This window comes from Nocardia sp. IFM 10818 (assembly GCF_054655275.1).
This window is the reverse complement of sequence record NZ_BAAHJH010000001.1, coordinates 3,797,563-3,816,502: the sequence shown is the minus strand read 5'-3', so window position 1 is coordinate 3,816,502 and position 18,940 is coordinate 3,797,563. Positions and strand designations below refer to the sequence as shown.

Here is an 18,940-nt window from a genome sequence, read left to right as displayed (position 1 = left end):
GTCAGCGCACCGGCGCGGCGGCGCTGAACAGCTCCGCGATGCGCGCCGGATGCCCGGGACCGGTCCCCTGCGTACCGAGCGCCGCCGTCGCGGCGGCGATGCCCAAGCGCACCGCATCCGAGAGTGGGTAGTCGCGCAGCAGACCGACGCTGATTCCGCCGACCATGGCATCGCCGGCGCCGATTCCGCTGCGCACGGTGACCGGAATGGGCGCGAAATACTCCGCGCCCGCCGCCGTGATCGCCAGGGCGCCATCCGCGCCCAGCGACAGCACCACGATCTCGCTCACCCCGGCCGCGATCAGCGCCCGCGCCGCCGCGAGCTGCGAGGCCCGATCGGGCAGCGGATGCCCGGCGTACTCGGCGAGTTCGCGCACGCTCGGTTTGACCAGGTGCACCCCGCCGCGCACGGCGCGCAGCGGAGCGCCCGAGGTGTCGAGGATCAGACGGACGTCCAGATCCGCGAGCAGTTCGGCCAGGCGCTGGTAGAAGTCGACCGCGACGCCCGGCGGCAGGCTGCCGCTGGCGACCACGAACCGCGCGCCTGGCACGGCGCGTTCCACTGCGGCCAGGCAGCGATGCTGTTCGGGTGCGGTCAGGCGCGGGCCCGGGAAGACGAAGCGGTATTGCGCGCCACAGCTGGTGTCGGTGACCGCGAGACTCTCCCGGGTGGCGCCGGCCACTTCGACGGTGCGCGCCGGGACGCCGGAATCGCGCACCAGCTCCGCGAGCAACGCGCCCGGGGGGCCGCCCACCGGGAACACCGCGCGCACCGGCTCACCCAGCGCCGCGACCGTGCGCGCGACATTGATCCCGCCGCCGCCCGGATCGAATCGCGGTGCCGCGCAGCGCATCTTGTCGGTCGGCCGCACCTGGCCGGTGCTGGAGGCGATATCGATCGCCGGGTTCATCGTCAGTGTCACGATGGACACGGTTCACCTCCGTGGTGGCGTGGGACAGGGCGCAGGGCAACGGCGGTGACCTTGTATTCCGGGCAGTCGGTGACGGGATCGGTACAGCGCGAGGTGAGTTCGTTGGTGGGAGCCTGCGGGAAGTGGAACGCGGCGAAGAGCTCACCCGGTACCACCTCGTCGGTGGCGCGGGCGGGCAGCACGATCCGGCCGCGGCGGCTGCGGACCTCGAGGAGATCGCCGTCGGCGACGCCGAGGGTGGCGGCGTCGGCGGGCGCCAGATCGAGGGTCTCCGCGTCCAGCAGTGCGGTATTGGGGGTGCGGCGGGTCATGGAGCCGGTGTTGTAGTGCTGCAAGCGGCGTCCGGTCACCAGGATGAAGGGGTATTCGGCATCGGGCTGCTCGCCCGGCGGCAGGTAGGGGCGGGCGGCCAGCGCGGCGCGGCCGTCCGGGGTGGCGAAGCGGTGCTGGTACAGCGACGGGGTACCGAGGTGACCGCGGTCCGGGCACGGCCATTGCAGGGAGCCGAGCGCGTCCAGCCTGCTGTGCGATATGCCGCGGAACAGTGGTGTGAGACGCGCGCATTCGTCCATGGCCGCAGCGGGGGTGCGGCAGCCCAGGTCCACGCCCATGGCCCCGGCCAGCGCGTGCAGGATGGCGAAATCGGAGCGGGCCTCGCCGGGCGGGTCCAGCGCGGGACGCACGCGTTGGAAGCGCCGCTCGAAATTGACGAAGGTACCGTCCTTTTCGAGGAAGGCGGCGGCGGGCAGCACCACATCGGCCTGTTCGGCGGTGCGGGACAAGAACAGGTCCTGGCTGATGACGAACTCGCAGGCGTCCAGCGCGGCGCGGACGTGGTGGGCATCGGGATCGGAGGTGATCAGGTCCTCGCCGATCACATAGAGCGCACGCAGGCTGCCATCGAGCGCCGCGCCGAACATGGCGGGGATGCGCAGACCGGGCCGCTCCGGGACCGGCGTCCCCCAGTCCCGGGTGAAGCGTTGCCGCACAGCGGGATCCGCGATCTTCTGATAGCCGGGGAGCACATCGGGCAGCGCGCCCATGTCCGAGGCGCCCTGCACATTGTTCTGCCCGCGCAGCGGCAGCACGCCACACCCGTCCGGGGTGCCCACCGTGCCGCGCAGCAGAGCCAGATTGGCCAGGGTGCGCACACCGTCGGTGCCGTGCGCGTGCTCGGTGACGCCCAGCCCGTACACGATGACCGGATGTTCGGCGCGCCCGAACAAGCGGGCGGCTTCCAGGACGGATTCCGCCGGAACACCGGCGATATCGGCGACCCGCGCGGGCGGGTAGTCCCGCAACAGCCGCATCAGCTCCGCGAATCCCCTGGTGCGCTGCTCGAGGTAATCGTCGTCGATATAGCCCTCGTCGACCAGGACATGGGCCAGGCCGTTGAAGACCGCGACATTCGAGCCGGGCGCACCGCGCAGGTGCACCTCGGCGAGGTCGGCGAGTTCGGTGCGGCGCGGATCGACGACGATCAGCGACGCGCCCGCGGTGACACGGTGCACGATGCGCGAGCCGATCACCGGATGGGCCTCGGTCGGATTGGCTCCGGCCACCAGGATGCAATCGGCGCGATCCAGGTCGTCGAGGGATCCGGTGCCGCCGGCGTACCCGAAGGAGGCGCTCAGCCCGGCCGCGGTGGGCGCGTGGCACAGTCGCGAGCAGTTGTCGATGCTGTTGGTGCCCAGCACTGTTCGCGCGAACTTCTGCGCGAGGTAGTTCTCCTCGTTGGTGGCGCGCGCCGAGCTGATCATGCCGATGGCCGCGCCGCCGTAGGTATCGCGGATCCGGGCCAGTTCACGCGCCACCACGGTGAGCGCCTCGTCCCAGGTGGCAGGCCGCAGCGGCGAGCCGCGCCCGGCCGAGCGGATCAGCGGCCGGGTGAGCCGGTCCCCCGAACTGACGAAGCCGTGCGCGAATCGGCCCTTCACACAGGCGTGCCCGCGATTGACCGGGGCGTCGCGGGTGGGCGTGACCGAGACGATGCCCGCGCTGTCGGTGTGCACATCCAGGGCACAGCCGACCCCGCAGTAGCCGCAGGTGGTGGTCGTGGTGTCGGTAAAGGTGCGCCGCCCCGCGCGCTTCTCGTGCAGTGCGCCGGTCGGGCACGAGTCGACGCAACTCCCACACGACACGCACGGCGACTGCGCCCACGAACCGCCGTGCCCCGGAGCCACGACCGTGCCGAAGCCGCGGCCCGACAGTTCCAGGACGAAACTGCCCTGCACCTCCGAACACATGGCCACGCAGCGGCCGCAGGCGATGCACAGGTCCTGATCGAAACTGATATAGGGATGGGAGTCGTCGGTTCCGCCGCTGCGGTGGGCTCCGCCGAATTCACCGCCGTGGACACCCAACTGCTCGCACAATCGCACCAGTTCGCTGTGCTGGGCGGGGATTTCCAGGGCGCGCGGCGGCAGTTCGGACACGATCAGCTCGAGCGCGCCGCGCGCCGCCCGCCGCGCCTGCTCGTTGTCCGGTTCGATGATCATGCCGTCGCGCACCGGGGTCGCGCACGCGGCCACCACTCGGTGATCGGCGCGCACCAGGCACACCCGGCAGAATCCGCGCGGGGTGAGCCGGTCGTCGTGACACAGTGTGGCCACCTGTCCGCCCGCGGCGCGGATCGCGTCCAGAACCGTTGCCGTATTGTCGATCTCGACCGCCTTGGCGGCCACGAACACCCGCGCCATCACAGTCCCCCGATCGTCTCCGTGCCGTACACGCGGAGCAGGCTGCGCACCGCGATCGCCATTCCCGACCCGAACGCGCACAGGCTGCCGGTCCGCATGATGTCCAGCAGCGTGTCGAAACGCGTTCCGACAGCCTGCAATTGCTCATCCACCCCGTCGCACATCTCCAGTCCGCGTTGTGTGCCCACTCGGCACGGCGCGCAGGCGCCACAGCTTTCCCGCCGCGCGAACATCCACAGGTGTCGCAGCAGCGCGGCGGGCGGCACCGCGTCGGGTATCGCCACCAGACTGCCGTGCCCGAGGCTGACACCGTATGCGGCGAGATCGGCGCTTGCCAGGCCGACGTCCAGCTCCTCGGGAGCGAGGAAGCCGCCGAGCGGGCCGCCGATCTGTACCGCACGCAAACGCCCCCGGCGCAGCCCGCCGCCGAGTTCTTCGACGATGTGCCGAAGCGGCGTGCCGAATTCCACTTCATAGATGCCCGGCGTGGTGAATTCCGAGTTCAGGCAGACGAGTTTGGTCCCGGTTTCGATCGTGCGGCCCAGCCGCGCATAGGCTTCGCCGCCGTGCCGCACGATCCACGGGACGGCGGCGAGGGTTTCGACATTCTGGACGACGGTCGGTCTGCCCCGGTACCCGTACTCGGCCGGATACGGCGGCCGGGCCTGGACGCTCCCGCGCAAGCCCTGCAGCGAGCGCAGCAGTGCGGTCTCCTCCCCCGCGACATACGATCCGGCACCGTCGTGCACCGTGATGTCGAAGTCGATACCGCTGCCGTACAGGTTCTCGCCGAGATAGCCCGCCGCACGAGCCTTTTCAACCGCCGTACGAAGGGCGGCCGCCGCGGCCGGGTACTCGGAGCGGACCAGCACCAGGCCCTCGCTCGCGCCGACGGCGCAGCCGCACAGCGCCAGGCCCGCGAGCACCCGGTCCGGGTCGTATTCCATCAGCAGGCGGTCGCAGTACGATCCCGGATCACCCTCGTCGCCATTGGCGACGACATAGCGCGGTCCGGCGAGTCCCCGCGCGGCACGCCATTTGGCGCTCACCGGGTACTCGGCGCCGCCGCGGCCGCGCAGGCCCGACCAGGCGATCTCGGCCAGAATGCCACGCCACAGCCGGTTGCGCAGGATCGAGGACCAGGTCTCCCAGGGCCGGTCGTCACCGCAAAGTCCGGCCAGCACAATGGGTTCCGGCGCGGCGCAGGCGTACGGGATCGGCGGCGCCGGCGAGCCATCCGGCCCGGCCACCAGGGTCCCGCCCACCAACGCGGCAGGCGCCGCATAGCAGCAGCCCAGGCAGTACACCGAGGGCCCCGGCTCGGCGGGAAGGCCGTCGCGGGCGACGAAACACCCCGTGCCGGAACAGATCCGGGTGCCCGGCGGCGCCGTGAAGTCGGCGTAGAAGGAGGCTGAGCCGGCCACGGCGGCCGGGGGCAGACCTGACCGATCGGCGACCTCGTCCACATCCGCGGGCCGGATTTCGTGGTGCTCATCGAGCGTCGCCCGCAACATCTCGGTTGCGTTCGCGGCGGCGGTCGCGCGTCGATGGGCACGTACAGCCATCCAGTCCCGGGGTCGGACGTTCATCGTCTGCTCATTTCTGCCCCGGCTCGTCGGGGCCGGCATCGACAACTTTCCCGCGAACGAGCAGCGCACAGCAGGGTCGGCAAGCCTCCTGTTGTGAGGGCTTTGGTCCCATCGCCTCGTGCGTGCCGTCCCTATCCGGGCCGGCGGCGGCGGTGCAGCCTGGGGACATGGACGCGAAACACCTCGACGAGCGCATCGGCAGCCGCTCGGACACCGATCCGCGCGCACCGATCGTGGTCGGGATCGATGGTTCCACCACCGCCCTGCACGCCGCCGAATGGGCTGCCGCGGAAGCGGTTTCCCGCCGGGTTCCGCTACGGCTGGTCCAGATTCTGCCCGCCATCGACAAACCGGCGTTCCGCCCCGGCGGCACCCGCTATCGCAGCGCCCTCGGGACGCTGAACAATGCGCGCTGGATGGTGCGCGCACAACAGTCGCAGGTCCCCGATGCCGAGCCATTGCAGGTCGATGTGGTGCTCGCGCGCGGGCAGGCCGATCGCCTGCTGGTCGAGATGTCGGCGTCCGCGTCCTTGCTCGTGCTGGGATCGGCCGCCATCGGGTTCTTCTCGCACATGGTGCTCGGCTCCACCGCGCTGGCGGTCACCCGGGAGGCGCGCTGCCCGGTGGCCTTGGTCCGCCGCTCCGCGGTGCCGGACGGGCCGGTCCTGGTTGTGGTGACCACGTCGGATACGGCGGAACCCGCCCTGCTGGCGGGCCTGCGCGCCGCGCGCGACCGGGGCGTCGACCTGGTCGTGGCGCGTATCTGGCACGGCCGGGTGTGGTCGAACGGCCATGCCCGGCCGTGGGCGGACGCGACGGCCGGGCATGCGGGCGGCGCGGCGCTGGTTCCCGATGCCCAGCTCCAGCGCCACCAGCGCGACTTCCCCACGGTGACGGTGCGACCGATCACCGTGGTCGGTGATGGGCCGGCCGAGATAGAGCGGTTCAGCGCCGCGGCGCAATTGGTCATCGTGGGCCACGATGCCGACGCCTTGCGTCCGGATCGGCTCGGTCGCGTCACCCACGAATTGGTGTGCCACTCCAGCTGTCCGGTGGTGGTGATGCCGGGACCGGTGTCGAGTCCGGCGCTGCCCGCCACCGCGGCGAAGGCGCTACCGCGATGAACGCCATGGAGAATGCGCCCTTCGCCGAGGTGCGGGAGACGCACGCGGGCGTCGTGCTGCTGTACGGCGATCGGGCCTACAAGACGAAAAAGCCCGTGGTGACGGACTTTCTGGACTTCGGCACGGCCGAGGCCAGGGAACGCGCGTGCCGCCGGGAACTCGAGCTCAATCGCCGCCTGGCGCCGGATGTATATCTGGGGATCGCCCATCTCAGCGATCCGCAGGGCGGTCCGAGCGAGCCGGTGCTGGTGATGCGCCGCATGCCCGACGCGCGCCGGTTAGCGACCATGCTCGCCGAGCATCGCATTAGTTCCGGCCAGTTGTCCACGCTGGCCACGACACTCGCGCGATTTCACGCCACCGCGCGGCGCGGGGACGAAATCGACCGGGCCGGGACGCCGCAGGCGCTGCGCCGGCGCTGGCACGGCCTGCTGCACAGTCGCGTCGTGCCGCCCGCCGATCCCGTCGACGCCGAATATCTCACGCGCACCGAGGAATTGGCGATGCGCTTCATCGATGGCCGGGCGCCGCTGCTGGCCGCCCGGATCGCCGCCGGCCGCATGGTCGACGGGCACGGGGATCTGCTCGCCGAGGACATCTTCGTACTGCCGGACGGCTTCCGCATCCTGGATTGCCTGGACTTCGACGATGAACTGCGCCACGTCGACTGCCTCGACGATGCCGCGTTCCTGGCCATGGACATGGAATTCCGCGGCCGGCCGCTGCTGGCCGAGAAATTCCTGGACGACTATCTGCGCGCGGCCGCCGACGCGCCACCGGCCGCGCTGCGCCACCACTACATCGCCTACCGCGCGATGGTGCGGGCCAAGACCGACCGCATCCGCGCCGGGCAGGGCGATCCGAACGCGCCCGCCCGCGCCCGCGACCATCTGAAACTGGCCGTGCGGCATCTCGAGCGGGGCGCGGTCCGGATGGTTCTGGTCGGCGGCCTGCCCGGAACCGGAAAGTCCACGGTGGCAAGGCAACTCGCGGCCCGCACCGATGCCGAGCTGATCTCGACCGATAAGATCCGTGCGGGGTTGCGCGCCGCGCACACCATCGCCGGCGCCGGTGGCCACTACGGTGCGGGGGCCTACAGCGACGCCGCCCGCGCCCTCGTCTACGACCGGCTGCTCGACCTCGCCCGCAACCGTCTCGGTCAAGGCGTCTCGGTAATTCTCGATGCCAGCTGGCTCGACGCCGCGCACCGCGAACGCGCCGCCGCCCTGGCCGCGCAGACCCATGCGGAGCTCATCGCCGTGCACTGCGAGTGCCCCCGTGAGGTGGCCGCCGCACGCATCGGCAAGAGACCGCACGGCGATTCGGAGGCCACGCCCGCCATTGCCGACGCCATGGCCGCCGACGCCGCGCCCTGGCCCGAGGCAAGCACCCTCGACACCGATCGCCCGATCAGCGAGACGATCGCGCAGGCCCTGCAACTCTGGGGCAAGCTGCGCGAACCTCAGCACCGGTAGCGGTCCGGCCGACAGATGAAACCCGCCGGGCGCACAGGGCGTCGGGTGACGCGAATGGAGCCAGCATGCATGGAATCGATCGGATCGCGTTGACGGATCAGGTCTGCGGACTGCTCAACCGGCATCCCGCCGTCGGTCTCGCGGTCGGCGTGGTGCGGAACGGGGAACTGGAGTTCTTCGCCGGCCAAGGCGTGGCCGACATCGAGTCGGAACAGCCGGTCACCCCGGACACGGCATTCCGAATCGCCTCCATTACCAAGACATTCACCGCCATCGCGGTCATGCAGCTGTGGGAACGCGGCCGCGTCGATCTCGACCCGCCCGCGACCATCTGCGCGCCTACCGCCTCGACTCCGGGCGATTCCGGCCACCGACCCTGCGCCACTTGCTGACCCACACCTCCGGCATCGGCGAGACCCTGCACCCCGCCCAGGCGCTGCGCCCCGATTTCGGCGAGAGCGTCGACCCGGGCCGGCCGCTGCCCACCCTGGCCGAGTACTACCGCGGCGAGCTGCGCGTCCGCGCCGAGCCCGGCACCCGCTGGACCTACACCGACCACGGCTTCGCCACCCTCGGCCAGATCGTCGAGGACGTCTCCGGCACTCCGCTGCCGGAGTACCTGCGCGACAACATCTTCGACCCGCTCGGGATGACCGACACTGGACTCACGCCATGGGATGCGCCCCGCACGCCGCTCGCCACCGGATACACCGTGGGCGCCCGCGGCCCCCGCGCCGTGGTGCACCGCGACTGGGTCACCGCCGCCGCCTCCTCGGCGTACTCCACCACGCGAGACATGTCCCGCTACGCGGCCGCCCTGCTCGGCGGCGGAGCGAACACACACGGTTCCATCCTGCGCCCCGCCACCCTCGCCACCATGTTCGCACCGCACTACCGCCCGGACCCCCGGCTACCCGGCATGGGCCTGAGCTTCTTCCGCCAGGACCTCGCCGGCCACGCGGTCGTCGAACACCAGGGCATCCTGCCCGGCTTCAATTCCCAGCTCTGGCTGGCCCACGACGACGACACCGCCGTCCTGGCCTTCGTCACCGGCGGCCATCGCGCCCTGCTCTGGCTCCCCGGCGAATCAGCCGGCCTGCTGGGCGCCATCCTGAACGCCCCCGCCCCCACCATCCGCACCGATATCCCCCACCAGCCCGCCATCTGGACCAAGATCTGCGGCCGCTACCGCCTCCCCGGCTCCCTCACCGATATCCGCGCCCGCCTCAGCGTCGGCGCCGGCATCGACATCCGCATCCGCGGCGGCATCCCGGTCTTCCGCGTCCTCACCCCCATCCCCTCCCTCTACCGCGGCCTCCCCCTCCACCCCGACGACGACAAGGACCCCTTCGCCTTCCGAATCGACCTGTCCGCCTTCGGCATCGGCACCGCCCGGGTCCTCTTCGCCGAGGACCGCGAAACCGGCGCCACCACCCTGCATTTCGACCTCATGCCCATGAGCCTGCGCAAGCAAGGGTGAGAGACCGCCGCGCTCGCGCACCTGACCGGCGACGGCGGCCATCGAGCACTCGGTCAGCCAACTCCGAAATGGTATGCGGTGCTTGCACTCTCCGACGAGACGAGGACTCGGCTCGATCGGCGGTCATGCGGTGGAGCGGGCGGTATCGGAGGCCGGGCGGGGCAGCGGGCGCAGGCGGTGGTCGGTGGTGAAGACGCGGCGTACCAGGCCGAGGGTGACGACCACGGTGGTGGTGGCGACCGACGCCAGGATCAGGAACATGACAACGGCCTGGAGGAGGACGGCTTGGACCGGGGGTACGCCGGCGAGGATGAGGCCGGTCATCGCGCCGGGTAGGAAGACCAGGCCGGTGGCTTTGGTGGTCTCGATCTGCGGGGTCAGCGCCGAGCGCAATGCCGCGCGCACGTAGGGGGTCGCTGCCCTGGTCGAGGGATGGCCGAGGGCGAGCCGTGCTTCGACCTCGTCGCGCTTGTCGCGTAGTTCGTCCACGAGGCGACGGGCGGCCAGCACCGTTGCGGTCATGGAGTTTCCGACCATCATTCCGGCTATCGGAACCAGTGTGCGCGCTTCCAGCGGAAGCACCCGGAAGCCGAAGACGACCCCGAGGGTGACGGTGGCGGCAGCGGCGAACGCGACAATGGCCAGCGGCATGACGCGCGGCACCTCCGGCGCGCGCCGCCGCGCGACATCGCCGGCGTAGGCGACCATGGCCGCGACCCACAGCCACGACCACGCCACGGATCTGCCCGGTTCGAGCAGCAGGGTCAATGCCGCTCCGACGAGCAGCAATTGCACCAGCGCCCGGGCCGCGGACCAGACGATCTGCCGCTCCAGCCCCAGCCGCTGCCACAGTGAGACGGCGGCCGCGACGGCGATCAATGCCAGCGAGGTCGCCAGCCCACCGGCTCCGATCAGATCGTTCACGCGCCCACCACCTCGGTGCGGGATTCCGGCGGCCGGTCGACCGGATCCAGACCGGCGCAGCGTCCGGCCTCGACGCGCAGCACCCGGTCCGCGACGAAGCGCACCTGCCGCGGATCGTGTGTCACCCACAGCACCGTCACGCCGTCGCGCGCCAACGCCAGCACCGCCCGTTCGACGACGCCCACCGCCGCTTCGTCGAGCGCGGAGGTGGGCTCGTCGAGCAGCAGCACCTCCGGCTCGGTGATCAGCGTGCGCGCCAAGCACATTCGCTGCGCCTCACCGCCGGAGAGCTCTTTCGCGTCACGATCCAGCCAGGAACCGGGCAAGCCGACGCGAGCCAGCGCCTGTTCCATCCGGAACCGCCCCGCATCCGGACTCGCGGTACGCAGATTCTCCAGAATCGTCCCGGGGAACGGCGTGGGTCGCTGGAACACCATGCCGACCCTGCGACGCAGCCGCAGCGGATCGAGATCGGCGATATCCCTGCCGCCCAACAGCACCCGCCCGGAGGCGGGCACCTCGAGCCGATTGCACAACCGCAGCAGCGTGGACTTGCCCGACCCCGACGGCCCGACGATCGCCGTCACGCCGCGCCCGGGAACCACAGCACTGAACCCGTCGAGCGCCCGCGCATCGCCGCGCACCACCACGACGTCGTCGAAGCGGAAGTCCGCCGTTCCCATGCCACCTCCTTCGACCGGGCTGTTCCCGTCATGTCCGCGGTCGATCACGGCCGGAACTCACGACACATGCCGGGTCGCGCCGACGGGACGGAGTTCGATGACCGGGATCGTTCGCCGTGTGCGCGTACGGTATCGCGTGAACGGCGGGTAGATCGCGGCCAGCCTCGGCCACACGGTCTGCGCCTGCTCGTCGGTCAGCACGCGGGCGACGCAGGCGCGCCGCTCGCCGGCGGTCTCGACCTCGACCTCCGGGTCGGCCACCAGGTTCCGGAACCATTGCGGTGGGGCATCGCTTCCCGCGAACGACGCCGCGATGTACAGCAATTCGCCGGATCGAGCGTAATAGAGCGGAGTCGATCGGGGTCTGCCCGAGGACCGGCCGCGCGTGGTCAAGATCAGGGTGTCGGCGCCGAGCGGTCCCGCTCCGCGCGTGAACCGGAACAGCGCCCGGTGCAGTGCTCCCCCGGCGCGGATGAGCCGCGGATGCACTCGGCGGCGAGTGATCGTCGCGGCGACCCACTTGGTCAGATCACGCAGCGGGTACGCGGTATCGGTCACGGCGAGGTCCTTCCCCTACAGGATGAATCCACCGTCCCAGCGTCGCAGGGCGCCGCTCCCCGGTCAGGAGTCCAAAGGCCCGCACGGCACCACCGAACGACACCGGCAGCGAGGACCGGGCCGCTTTCCTGTGTGCGGTCGCCGGGTTCAACTGCCGGGTGATTCACGGCCGTCCCGGCGTGGCGGATCGCGTCGCACCGTCGTGGCGGTGAAGACCACCATGGCGGCGGCGACGGCCGACAGGGCGGCCAAACCGACTGCGTAGGAGTCGAATACGCCGTAGACGGCGCCCATGACCAGGGGTGGTACGAAGCCGCCGAGTCCGCCCGCGGCGCCCACCACGCCGGTTACCGAGCCCACCTGCGGGGCGGGGGCGGTGGCGGCCACCAGGGCGAAGACCGCGCCGCTGCCCGCGCCGAGGGCGGCGGCCATGGACAGGAAAGCGATGGTGCCGAGGGGGATCAGGGGTGGGGTGAATGCTTGCACGGCGGCGCCGACGGCGACGACGGACATCGACAGGGTCAGGACTCGGGCCGGGCCGACGTGGTCGGCGAGCCAGCCGCCGACGGGGCGCATGGCGACGGCCAGCAGGACGAATCCGGCCATGCGGGCCGAGGCGTCGGATTGGGTGAGGGCGTAGGCGGTTTTCAAGTAGGCGGGCAGGTAGACCGAGAAGGCCACGAAGCCGCCGAAGGACACCGCGTAGAGGGTGGCGGCCTGCCAGGTCACGGGAAGGCGGGCGGTGCGGCGCAGGCGGTGGATGATCGATTCGGCGGGGATCGCGCGGCCGGGCGCGTCGCGGAGTACGAGGGCGGCGATCAGGGCGTAGCCGGCGAGGACGGCCGCGGTCAGCAGGAAGGGGGTGCTCAGTGAGCCGGCATCCACCAGGCGGACCGTGGTCAGGGCGCTGAGGGCGGTGCCGCCGGTGCCGATTCCGAAGATGCCCACGGCCAGGCCACGGCGCTCGGGCGGGAACCAGGCGGTCACGAAGGGGACGCCGACGGCGAAGGTGGTGCCGCCGAGGCCGAGGAAGAAACCGCCCGCCAGCAGGGCCGGGAGCGATCCGTGGCCGATCAGGCCGAGCGCGAGGACCGGGACGATCGTGCACACCGAGATCGCCGGGAACATGACGCGGCCGCCGAGCCGGTCGGTGAGGGCGCCGACCGGGATGCGGCCGAGCGAGCCGACCACCACCGGGACGGCCACCACCAGGGCCTGTTCGAATGCGCTGAGCCGCAGGGAATCCTTGAACAGCGGGCCCAGCGGGCTCAGCAGCGCCCAGGCCCAGAAGTTGACCGTGAAGCCGACGGTGGCCAGCGTGAGCATGACGGCCCGGCGGCCCGTTCCCGGTTCTCGGTCGTTCGATTCCGGAAGTGCGGGCGCGGCAGGCGCGTTCGCCGTCTCATCCGTGGAAGTCATTGACATATTCCTGATTCCGTCGACCTGTGCCCGGCCGGAGGGGCGGACAGTTCGAGCATCGGCCGAGCGCGCACCGACGGACAGGGCCGAGGGGCAGGCGCCGGGATGACCATCGTCCCGTCATGAGCGGCCGTCACGCTCGGCGCGCAGGTCCCGAGCGCGCGACCGGGTGAGGTGTTTCTGGAGCGTGTCGGCGAGCAGCACGGCGGGGATGGCCAGCAGCGCGATGAGCGCGCCCGCGAGGGTGGGGCCGTTATGGCCGAGCAGACCGGCGATCGGGCCGATGTAGAGGAATGTGGCCAGGGTGGCCAGTTCGGCGAGCACGGCGTAGCCCAGCAGGCGATTGGTGCGAATCGGCAAGCGCCAGAACGCGCGAACGGTGCTGCGGCAGGCGAAGGCATTGGCCACCTGGCCGAAGACGATCGCGGTGAAGGCGGCTCCGGACGCGGCCGCGAGCGCGGGACCGGTCGGGAACGCTTCGCCCGGACGCCAGCCCGACACCAGCGCCGACAGCACGAATGCGGACAGCGCGATCACCGCTTCGACAGGACCGAGCACACCGAAGGCGCGGGCGAACAGCTTGCGATCGAGCAGATGCCCGCGCGCCGGCGGACGGTCGAGCACATGGCGAGCCGGGGGTTCGGCGCCCAGGGCGAGGGCGGGCAGCACATCGGTGCCGATATCGAGGGCCAGCACCTGCAATACCCCGATGGCGAGCGGGAATCCGCCGCCGGACAGGGCCCAGACGACGAACGGCGCGAGCTCGGCGACATTGTCGGTGAGGTGATAGGTCAGGAACCGCCGGATATTGGCGTAGGTCGAGCGGCCCTGTTCCACGGCGGCCACGATGGTGCCGAAATCGTCGTCCAGCAGCACCAGGTCGGCGGCTTCGCGCGCCACATCGGTGCCCGAACGGCCCATGGCGACGCCGATGGCCGCCGCGCGCAGCGCGGGTGCGTCGTTGACGCCGTCACCGGTCATGGCGACGACGTGACCGCGGACTTGCAGGGCCTCGGCGATCCGGAGTTTGTCCTCGGGCGTCACCCGCGCCACCACGACGGCGTCGCGGTCCAGCAGGTCACCCAATTTCGTGGTGTCGCCGGGCAGGTCGCTGCCGATATGGACCGGATCGGCCGGACCGCCGAGTCCCACCTCACGGGCGATGGCGCGCGCGGTCTCCGGATGATCGCCGGTGATCATGGCGACCCGGATGCCGGCGCGGCGGCAGGCGGCGATGGCGTCCGCGGCCCCGTGCCGGGGCGGATCCTCCAGGGCGACCAGACCGATCAGCGTCAGATCCTGTTCGGCCTGTTCCGGGGTGGCGGGCAGCCCGGCGGTCACCGCGCGCTCGGCCACCGCCAGCACCCGCAGGCCGCGGCCGGCCAGCCGGTGCAGCGCCGCCGTCGCCGCCGGATCGGGGGCGCAGCGCGAAAAGATCGCATCCGGTGCGCCTTTCACCAGCACCCGCTCCCCCACCACGATCGACATGCGCCGTCGCCGCGCATCGAACGGGAACCGGGCCCGCTCCGGCGACACGGCGCTGTCGTCCTCGGCCCCGATGCGGTGCGCGAAGGCGTCCAGCGCCGCCTCCATCGGATCGCCCTGCGCCTCCCAGCTGCCGTCGCGCGGCACCGCCCGGCCCGATGAGCAGCGCCGCGCCGCCCAGGCCAGCCGCCGCGCCGCCGCCAGGCTGCTCGACGGCGTGCACACCACCTCGGCCACTGGCTGATAGCCCTCGCCGCTGATGCGCACCGTGCCGCCGGGCAGCCAGACCTCGACCACCGACATCTCGTTGCGGGTCAGCGTTCCGGTCTTGTCGGTGCAGATGAAGGTGGTCGAGCCGAGCGTCTCCACGGCCTCCAGATGCCGGACCAGCGCATGTCGGTCGGCCATCCGCTGAGCGCCCATGGCCAGCGACAGCGTCACGGTCGGCAGCAGCCCGCACGGCACCACGGCCACGGTGACGCCGACCGCGAACAGGAACCCGTCCGAAGCGGGCGTGCCCAGCAGCAGTGCCGCCGCGAAAAAGACCGCCCCCACCCCGATCGCCACCGCGGCCATGATGCGTGAGAGCCGATCCAGTTCCCGCCGCAGCGGGGTGGCCGCAGGCCGCCGTGACTGAGTGAGATTCGCGATGCCCGCCAAGCGGGTTCGCGCCCCGGTGGCCACCACGGTGGCCCGCGCCTCGCCCTCCACGACGAAACACCCGGCGTGCACGCCGGTACCGGTGGCGGGATGCTCCGGCACGCTCTCACCGGTCAGCGCCGAGGTGTCGACCGCCAGCGCGTGCACCCGGTCCAACCGCAGATCGGCCGACACCCGGTCGCCTTCGGACAGCAGCACCGCATCGCCGATCACGAGCCGGTCGGCGGGGATCTCGATCGTGTGGCCGTCCCGCACCACGGTGACCTGCCGGGGCAGCAGACTCCGCAGTTTCTCGGCCGCATGCTCGGCCCGCTGCTCCTGGGCGAAGGCGAACACGCCGTTGAGCACCACCACCACGAACACCGCGACGCCCAGTTGCGGCATCCCGGCGATGAAGGCCAATCCCCCCGCCACCCAGAACAGCAGCGCGAAGAAGTGCACGAGTTCGGCGGCGAAGCGACGCCAGGCGGGGACGCCGCGCCGCACGGGCAGCGCATTGGGGCCGTCGGCCGCCAGCCGCCGGTCCGCTTCGGCCGTGGTCAATCCCTGCGGCCGGGCCGCCCGCTCGGACGACCCGGCCTGGCCGGGAAAGCTTGTGCCGGGCGCTGTTTCGCCCTGATCGAGCGTACTCATGGACCACTCCGTCGAATGGCTGCCGAACGCGCTATACGCGTGCTCCGGGATGCTTCCGGGGGTGGCGGCGATCGGGATGCCGGCGTGTCCAGTGCACCGCGAACAGCAGGATGCACAAGCACAGCACGGCGGCCACCATGACGCCGATGACCACGAACGCGATCACCGCTCCCGATCCCATACCGCCCGCCTTTCGCCTGGCGGCCGCCGTTGTCGGCGACCCCGGATGTGAGTCTGCCCAGCCCGGCGCGGCACAGCGTGAGTCGAAGGCATCGACCTGCCAGGACCTTCGGCCCTGTGCGCCGCCCGCGCCCGCGAGTGGGATCGAAGGCACCGACGGCGAAGGAGGCTCCACCATGACCCAGCAACCCGTTCTGGTGGCATACGGTTCGAAACGCGGTGGCACCGCGGAAATCGCGCAGTGGATAGGCGATTCGCTCGAGGCGGCGGGGATCACGGCGGAGGTCCGGCCCGCCCGCGAGGTGCGCTCGGTGGACGACTACGGCGCGGTGATTCTCGGCGGTGCGCTGTATTCCGGCCGCTGGCATCGCGACGCCCGCCGATTCGCCCGGCATTTCGCCGGCCACCTGCGCGGCCTGCCGGTCTGGCTGTTCGGCAGCGGCCCGCTCGACGATTCGGCCGACCGGCCGGACGGCGGAAAGATCTTCGGCGCCAACTCCGCGCGCAAGGTCGCCGAGCGCCTCGACGCGCGCGGGCTCACCTTCTTCGGCGGACGCCTGGAGCGCACGGCGCGCGGCTTCCCCGCCTCGTCCATGGCCAAGACGCACTCCGGGGACTTCCGCGACCGGAATCGAATTCAGTCCTGGGCCAAGGGCATCGCGGCCGAGCTCGACCACGGCTGAGACGCGACCGGCGGTTCCTACCCGGCCGCGGCGAGGGGCATCGTCCAGGTCCAGCTGGTCGTGGCCGGACCCGGTGTCGTCATCGACAGGGCCGCACCGTATTGGCCGAGCCGCTCCGGCAGCGATGTCAGGTCCTGGTCCGGCAGGGCCGGTGAAGTCGCCGCAGCGGCCCGCTCGGTGACGGTCAGGGTCAGCTCGGCACCCAGCGCCACCATCACCGAGATCTCCTGCGCCACCGCGCGGCGCCGCACGGTGGTGAGCAGCGCGCGCAATGCCTCGAGGGTTGGCCGGGCGAGCGTGCTGTCGAGAGTGCCGACCGGCCCGGTGCAGTCGAACTGCGATCGGGCCGCGAGGAATTCGGCCGTCTCCCCGACCATATCGGCTGCCTCCAGCCGGAATCCGGCGCCCTCACCGGATTCCGCGCCGAGATCGGCTATGGTGCGGCGGATCTGGCGCATCATCGCGTCGAGTTCACCGATGACCTCGTCGACGCGGGCAATGGCCTTCGGGTCGCGGGTGAGCGGCCGGATTCCGCCCAGCCGCAGGCTGACGGCGAACAGGTGGTCGATGACCGTGCGATGCAGTTCCCGCGCCATCCGGTCGCGTTCATTGACGATCCGCAGGGCGCGCAGCCGCGTCTCGGCCAGGCGGATATTCACCAGATTGTCGGCGCGGACGCGCAATTCGGCGAGCGCGAACGGTTTCGCCAGGAAGTCGTTGGCGCCGGCGCGTAGCAAGCCCAGCCGGGTCCGCTCGTCGGCGCGCGCGCTGGCGACGAGCACCGGGGTATCCCGCAGGGCCGGGTCGTCGCGCACCCGCCGCACGAGTTCGTCACCGCTGAGCTGCGGCATCATGATGTCGCACACGATGAGATCGGGACGGTGGGCACGGGCCAGCCGCAGGCCGGTGGCTCCCTCGTAGGCGGTGATCACCTGATACTGCGGCGCCAGCGTTTCCCGGACCAGGTTGCTCAGGTCGAGATTGTCCTCGATGAGGACCACCACCGGTTTGGGCTCGTCGTCGTCCGCGTCGACAGGATTCTCCGGACCGGCCGTGGCGGCCAGCTGGGCGAGCGTCGCCGCAGCGAGGGCGCGGTTGCCGTCCGCATCGCTGGCCGCCGAGGCTCGGACCGCGGTGCCCGGCGGCGCCGTGCGCGGCAGTTCGACGACCACCATGGCACCGCCCTCCGGCGCGTCGGTGATCGCCACGCTGCCCCGGTGCAGGCGCACCAGATCGCGGACGATGCTCAAGCCCAGTCCGGTGCCGCCGGTGGTGCGGGTGCTGCCGCCGTCGAGCTGGCGGAAGCGTTCGAAGACCGTCTGCCGGTCCTCGGCGGCGATACCGGGACCGCTGTCGGCGACCTCGAGAATCAGATGGTCGTCGCTGTACCGGAGCGCGCAGCGCACCGCTCCGCCCGCCTCGGTGAATTTGAAGGCGTTGGAGAGCAGATTGAGCAGGATCCGTTGCAGGTGCTCGGGATCCACTTCCGCGGAGACCGCCGCCGAGGCCACGGTGTCGAATCGGATCCCGCGGTCGGCGGCCGCGGTTTCGAAGAACGCGGTGCCGAGCCGGACCTGCGCGGCGGCGTCGACCCGGACATAGTCCGGGCGCAACGCCCCGGCCTCCAGCTTGGACGCGTCCAGCAGATTGTTCACCTGCCCGAGCAGCAGGTGCGCATTGCGCAGGATCAGCTCCAGATCGGCGCGCAGCAGATCATCGGTACAGGTTTCCAGCAGCTTCTCCACCGGAGCCAGGATCAGCATGAGCGGAGTGCGCAGCTCATGACTGACGCCGGCGAAGAAATGACTCTTCAGTTCATCGAGTTCCTTTGTGCGCTCATACAATTCGGCCAGCTCGCGATTGGCCTCCTTGAGTTGCCGGCTGGTTTCGGCCACCTCGCGGGCGCGGGCGAACACCTCGCCCTCCATCCGCTCGGTGGATTCTCGCAACGCGGCGGTCTCGAGCTGCTGGGCGGCGCCGGAGGCCCGCAGGCGCATGAAGTCGGTGACGTCCTCGACCCGATGGATGATGTAGCGCAACGTGCCGTCCGCGCCCAGCACCGGTGAGTTGGACGGGCTCCAGAACCGCTCGTCGAACTGCCCGTCGGGTCGCCGTACGTCGTAGCGCTGCACGGGCATGGCGTCCACCGAGCGGTCGCGGAGGACCCGCTCCAGCGAAACCCGCAGATTCCGGACGCCCTCCGCCTCGGGGTCGTCCGGATTGTCCGGGAACACCTCGAAGATGTGCCGCCCGAGAATCCGGGTTCGCTCGGTCATGGTCGCCCGCGCGTAGGCGTCGGTCACCGCGACAATGCGCAGGTCGGGATCGAGAATCAGATACAGGCCCGGAGCCGACTCGAATACCGCGCGGAAGTCCACATCCGACATCCTCACCTCCCGCTCACCCGCCGAGGGCGG

General features: G+C 71.2%; 13 protein-coding genes and 1 pseudogene. 4 read left to right on the top strand and 10 right to left on the bottom strand.

What is annotated here, in order from left to right:
• Nucleotide 1: 1 nt before the first annotated feature.
• The 3 genes from ACYQ5L_RS17390 to ACYQ5L_RS17380 are packed head-to-tail and all read right to left on the bottom strand — an operon-like array spanning nucleotide 2 to nucleotide 5,219.
• The gene (locus ACYQ5L_RS17390; protein WP_459958734.1) at nucleotides 2–931 is read right to left on the bottom strand and encodes a 1-phosphofructokinase family hexose kinase; all 930 of its coding nucleotides are present in this window, start codon (nucleotides 929–931) and stop codon (nucleotides 2–4) included.
• The gene (gene fdhF, locus ACYQ5L_RS17385) at nucleotides 919–3,630 is read right to left on the bottom strand and encodes a formate dehydrogenase subunit alpha (RefSeq protein ID WP_459958733.1); all 2,712 of its coding nucleotides are present in this window, start codon (nucleotides 3,628–3,630) and stop codon (nucleotides 919–921) included. The genes ACYQ5L_RS17390 and fdhF overlap by 13 nt, the downstream gene beginning before the upstream one ends.
• Nucleotides 3,630–5,219 (bottom strand): NADH-ubiquinone oxidoreductase-F iron-sulfur binding region domain-containing protein, encoded by a 1,590-nt coding sequence (locus ACYQ5L_RS17380; protein WP_459958732.1) that lies wholly within the window; start codon nucleotides 5,217–5,219, stop codon nucleotides 3,630–3,632. Before ACYQ5L_RS17380 ends, fdhF begins: the two co-directional genes overlap by 1 nt.
• A gap of 167 nt (nucleotides 5,220–5,386) precedes the next feature.
• Here ACYQ5L_RS17380 and ACYQ5L_RS17375 point away from each other — a divergent pair, with 167 nt between their 5' ends.
• The 3 genes and pseudogenes from ACYQ5L_RS17375 (at nucleotide 5,387) to ACYQ5L_RS17365 (ending at nucleotide 9,298) form a co-directional block, all read left to right on the top strand.
• Nucleotides 5,387–6,343, top strand: coding sequence for a universal stress protein (locus ACYQ5L_RS17375; RefSeq protein WP_459958731.1), 957 nt, complete (start codon nucleotides 5,387–5,389; stop codon nucleotides 6,341–6,343).
• The gene (locus tag ACYQ5L_RS17370; protein ID WP_459958730.1) at nucleotides 6,340–7,818 is read left to right on the top strand and encodes a bifunctional aminoglycoside phosphotransferase/ATP-binding protein; all 1,479 of its coding nucleotides are present in this window, start codon (nucleotides 6,340–6,342) and stop codon (nucleotides 7,816–7,818) included. The genes ACYQ5L_RS17375 and ACYQ5L_RS17370 overlap by 4 nt, the downstream gene beginning before the upstream one ends.
• Nucleotides 7,819–7,883: 65 nt before the next feature.
• Nucleotides 7,884–9,298, top strand: a pseudogene (locus ACYQ5L_RS17365) (serine hydrolase domain-containing protein).
• A 123-nt stretch (nucleotides 9,299–9,421) separates the two neighbouring features.
• Here the strand turns inward: ACYQ5L_RS17365 and ACYQ5L_RS17360 are convergent.
• The 6 genes from ACYQ5L_RS17360 to ACYQ5L_RS17335 form a co-directional block, all read right to left on the bottom strand.
• A complete protein-coding gene (locus ACYQ5L_RS17360; RefSeq protein WP_459958729.1) occupies nucleotides 9,422–10,222 on the bottom strand; it encodes an ABC transporter permease in 801 nt (266 codons plus the stop codon).
• Nucleotides 10,219–10,905, bottom strand: coding sequence for an ABC transporter ATP-binding protein (locus tag ACYQ5L_RS17355; RefSeq protein WP_459958728.1), 687 nt, complete (start codon nucleotides 10,903–10,905; stop codon nucleotides 10,219–10,221). Before ACYQ5L_RS17355 ends, ACYQ5L_RS17360 begins: the two co-directional genes overlap by 4 nt.
• A 57-nt stretch (nucleotides 10,906–10,962) precedes the next feature.
• Nucleotides 10,963–11,463 carry a nitroreductase/quinone reductase family protein gene (locus ACYQ5L_RS17350; protein WP_459958727.1) on the bottom strand — a complete coding sequence of 167 codons (501 nt, stop codon included), beginning with the start codon at nucleotides 11,461–11,463 and terminating at the stop codon, nucleotides 10,963–10,965.
• Nucleotides 11,464–11,610: 147 nt separating this feature from the next.
• On the bottom strand, nucleotides 11,611–12,882 hold the full coding sequence (locus ACYQ5L_RS17345; protein ID WP_459958726.1) for an MFS transporter: 1,272 nt from the start codon (nucleotides 12,880–12,882) through the stop codon (nucleotides 11,611–11,613).
• A gap of 120 nt (nucleotides 12,883–13,002) precedes the next feature.
• A complete protein-coding gene (locus ACYQ5L_RS17340) occupies nucleotides 13,003–15,660 on the bottom strand; it encodes a cation-translocating P-type ATPase (protein ID WP_459958725.1) in 2,658 nt (885 codons plus the stop codon).
• 31 nt (nucleotides 15,661–15,691) lie between these two features.
• Nucleotides 15,692–15,841 (bottom strand): hypothetical protein, encoded by a 150-nt coding sequence (locus tag ACYQ5L_RS17335; RefSeq protein WP_459958724.1) that lies wholly within the window; start codon nucleotides 15,839–15,841, stop codon nucleotides 15,692–15,694.
• A gap of 175 nt (nucleotides 15,842–16,016) precedes the next feature.
• Between ACYQ5L_RS17335 and ACYQ5L_RS17330 the strand changes: the two genes are divergently transcribed.
• A complete protein-coding gene (locus ACYQ5L_RS17330) occupies nucleotides 16,017–16,523 on the top strand; it encodes a flavodoxin domain-containing protein (RefSeq protein ID WP_459958723.1) in 507 nt (168 codons plus the stop codon).
• A gap of 17 nt (nucleotides 16,524–16,540) precedes the next feature.
• Here ACYQ5L_RS17330 and ACYQ5L_RS17325 read toward each other — a convergent pair whose 3' ends face one another.
• Nucleotides 16,541–18,910 carry an ATP-binding protein gene (locus ACYQ5L_RS17325; protein ID WP_459958722.1) on the bottom strand — a complete coding sequence of 790 codons (2,370 nt, stop codon included), beginning with the start codon at nucleotides 18,908–18,910 and terminating at the stop codon, nucleotides 16,541–16,543.
• Between the last annotated feature and the right edge of the window lie 30 nt (nucleotides 18,911–18,940).

Excerpts from the sequence above, each read along its gene's own strand:
- ACYQ5L_RS17325 (WP_459958722.1), bottom strand. The coding sequence starts at position 18,910 with ATGTCGGATGTGGACTTCCGCGCGGTATTCGAGTCGGCTCCGGGCCTG.
- ACYQ5L_RS17355 (WP_459958728.1), bottom strand. The coding sequence starts at position 10,905 with ATGGGAACGGCGGACTTCCGCTTCGACGACGTCGTGGTGGTGCGCGGC.
- ACYQ5L_RS17330 (WP_459958723.1), top strand. The coding sequence starts at position 16,017 with ATGACCCAGCAACCCGTTCTGGTGGCATACGGTTCGAAACGCGGTGGC.
- ACYQ5L_RS17340 (WP_459958725.1), bottom strand. The coding sequence starts at position 15,660 with ATGAGTACGCTCGATCAGGGCGAAACAGCGCCCGGCACAAGCTTTCCC.
- ACYQ5L_RS17375 (WP_459958731.1), top strand. The coding sequence starts at position 5,387 with ATGGACGCGAAACACCTCGACGAGCGCATCGGCAGCCGCTCGGACACC.
- ACYQ5L_RS17380 (WP_459958732.1), bottom strand. The coding sequence starts at position 5,219 with ATGAACGTCCGACCCCGGGACTGGATGGCTGTACGTGCCCATCGACGC.
- ACYQ5L_RS17345 (WP_459958726.1), bottom strand. The coding sequence starts at position 12,882 with ATGACTTCCACGGATGAGACGGCGAACGCGCCTGCCGCGCCCGCACTT.
- ACYQ5L_RS17370 (WP_459958730.1), top strand. The coding sequence starts at position 6,340 with ATGAACGCCATGGAGAATGCGCCCTTCGCCGAGGTGCGGGAGACGCAC.
- ACYQ5L_RS17335 (WP_459958724.1), bottom strand. The coding sequence starts at position 15,841 with ATGGGATCGGGAGCGGTGATCGCGTTCGTGGTCATCGGCGTCATGGTG.
- fdhF (WP_459958733.1), bottom strand. The coding sequence starts at position 3,630 with ATGGCGCGGGTGTTCGTGGCCGCCAAGGCGGTCGAGATCGACAATACG.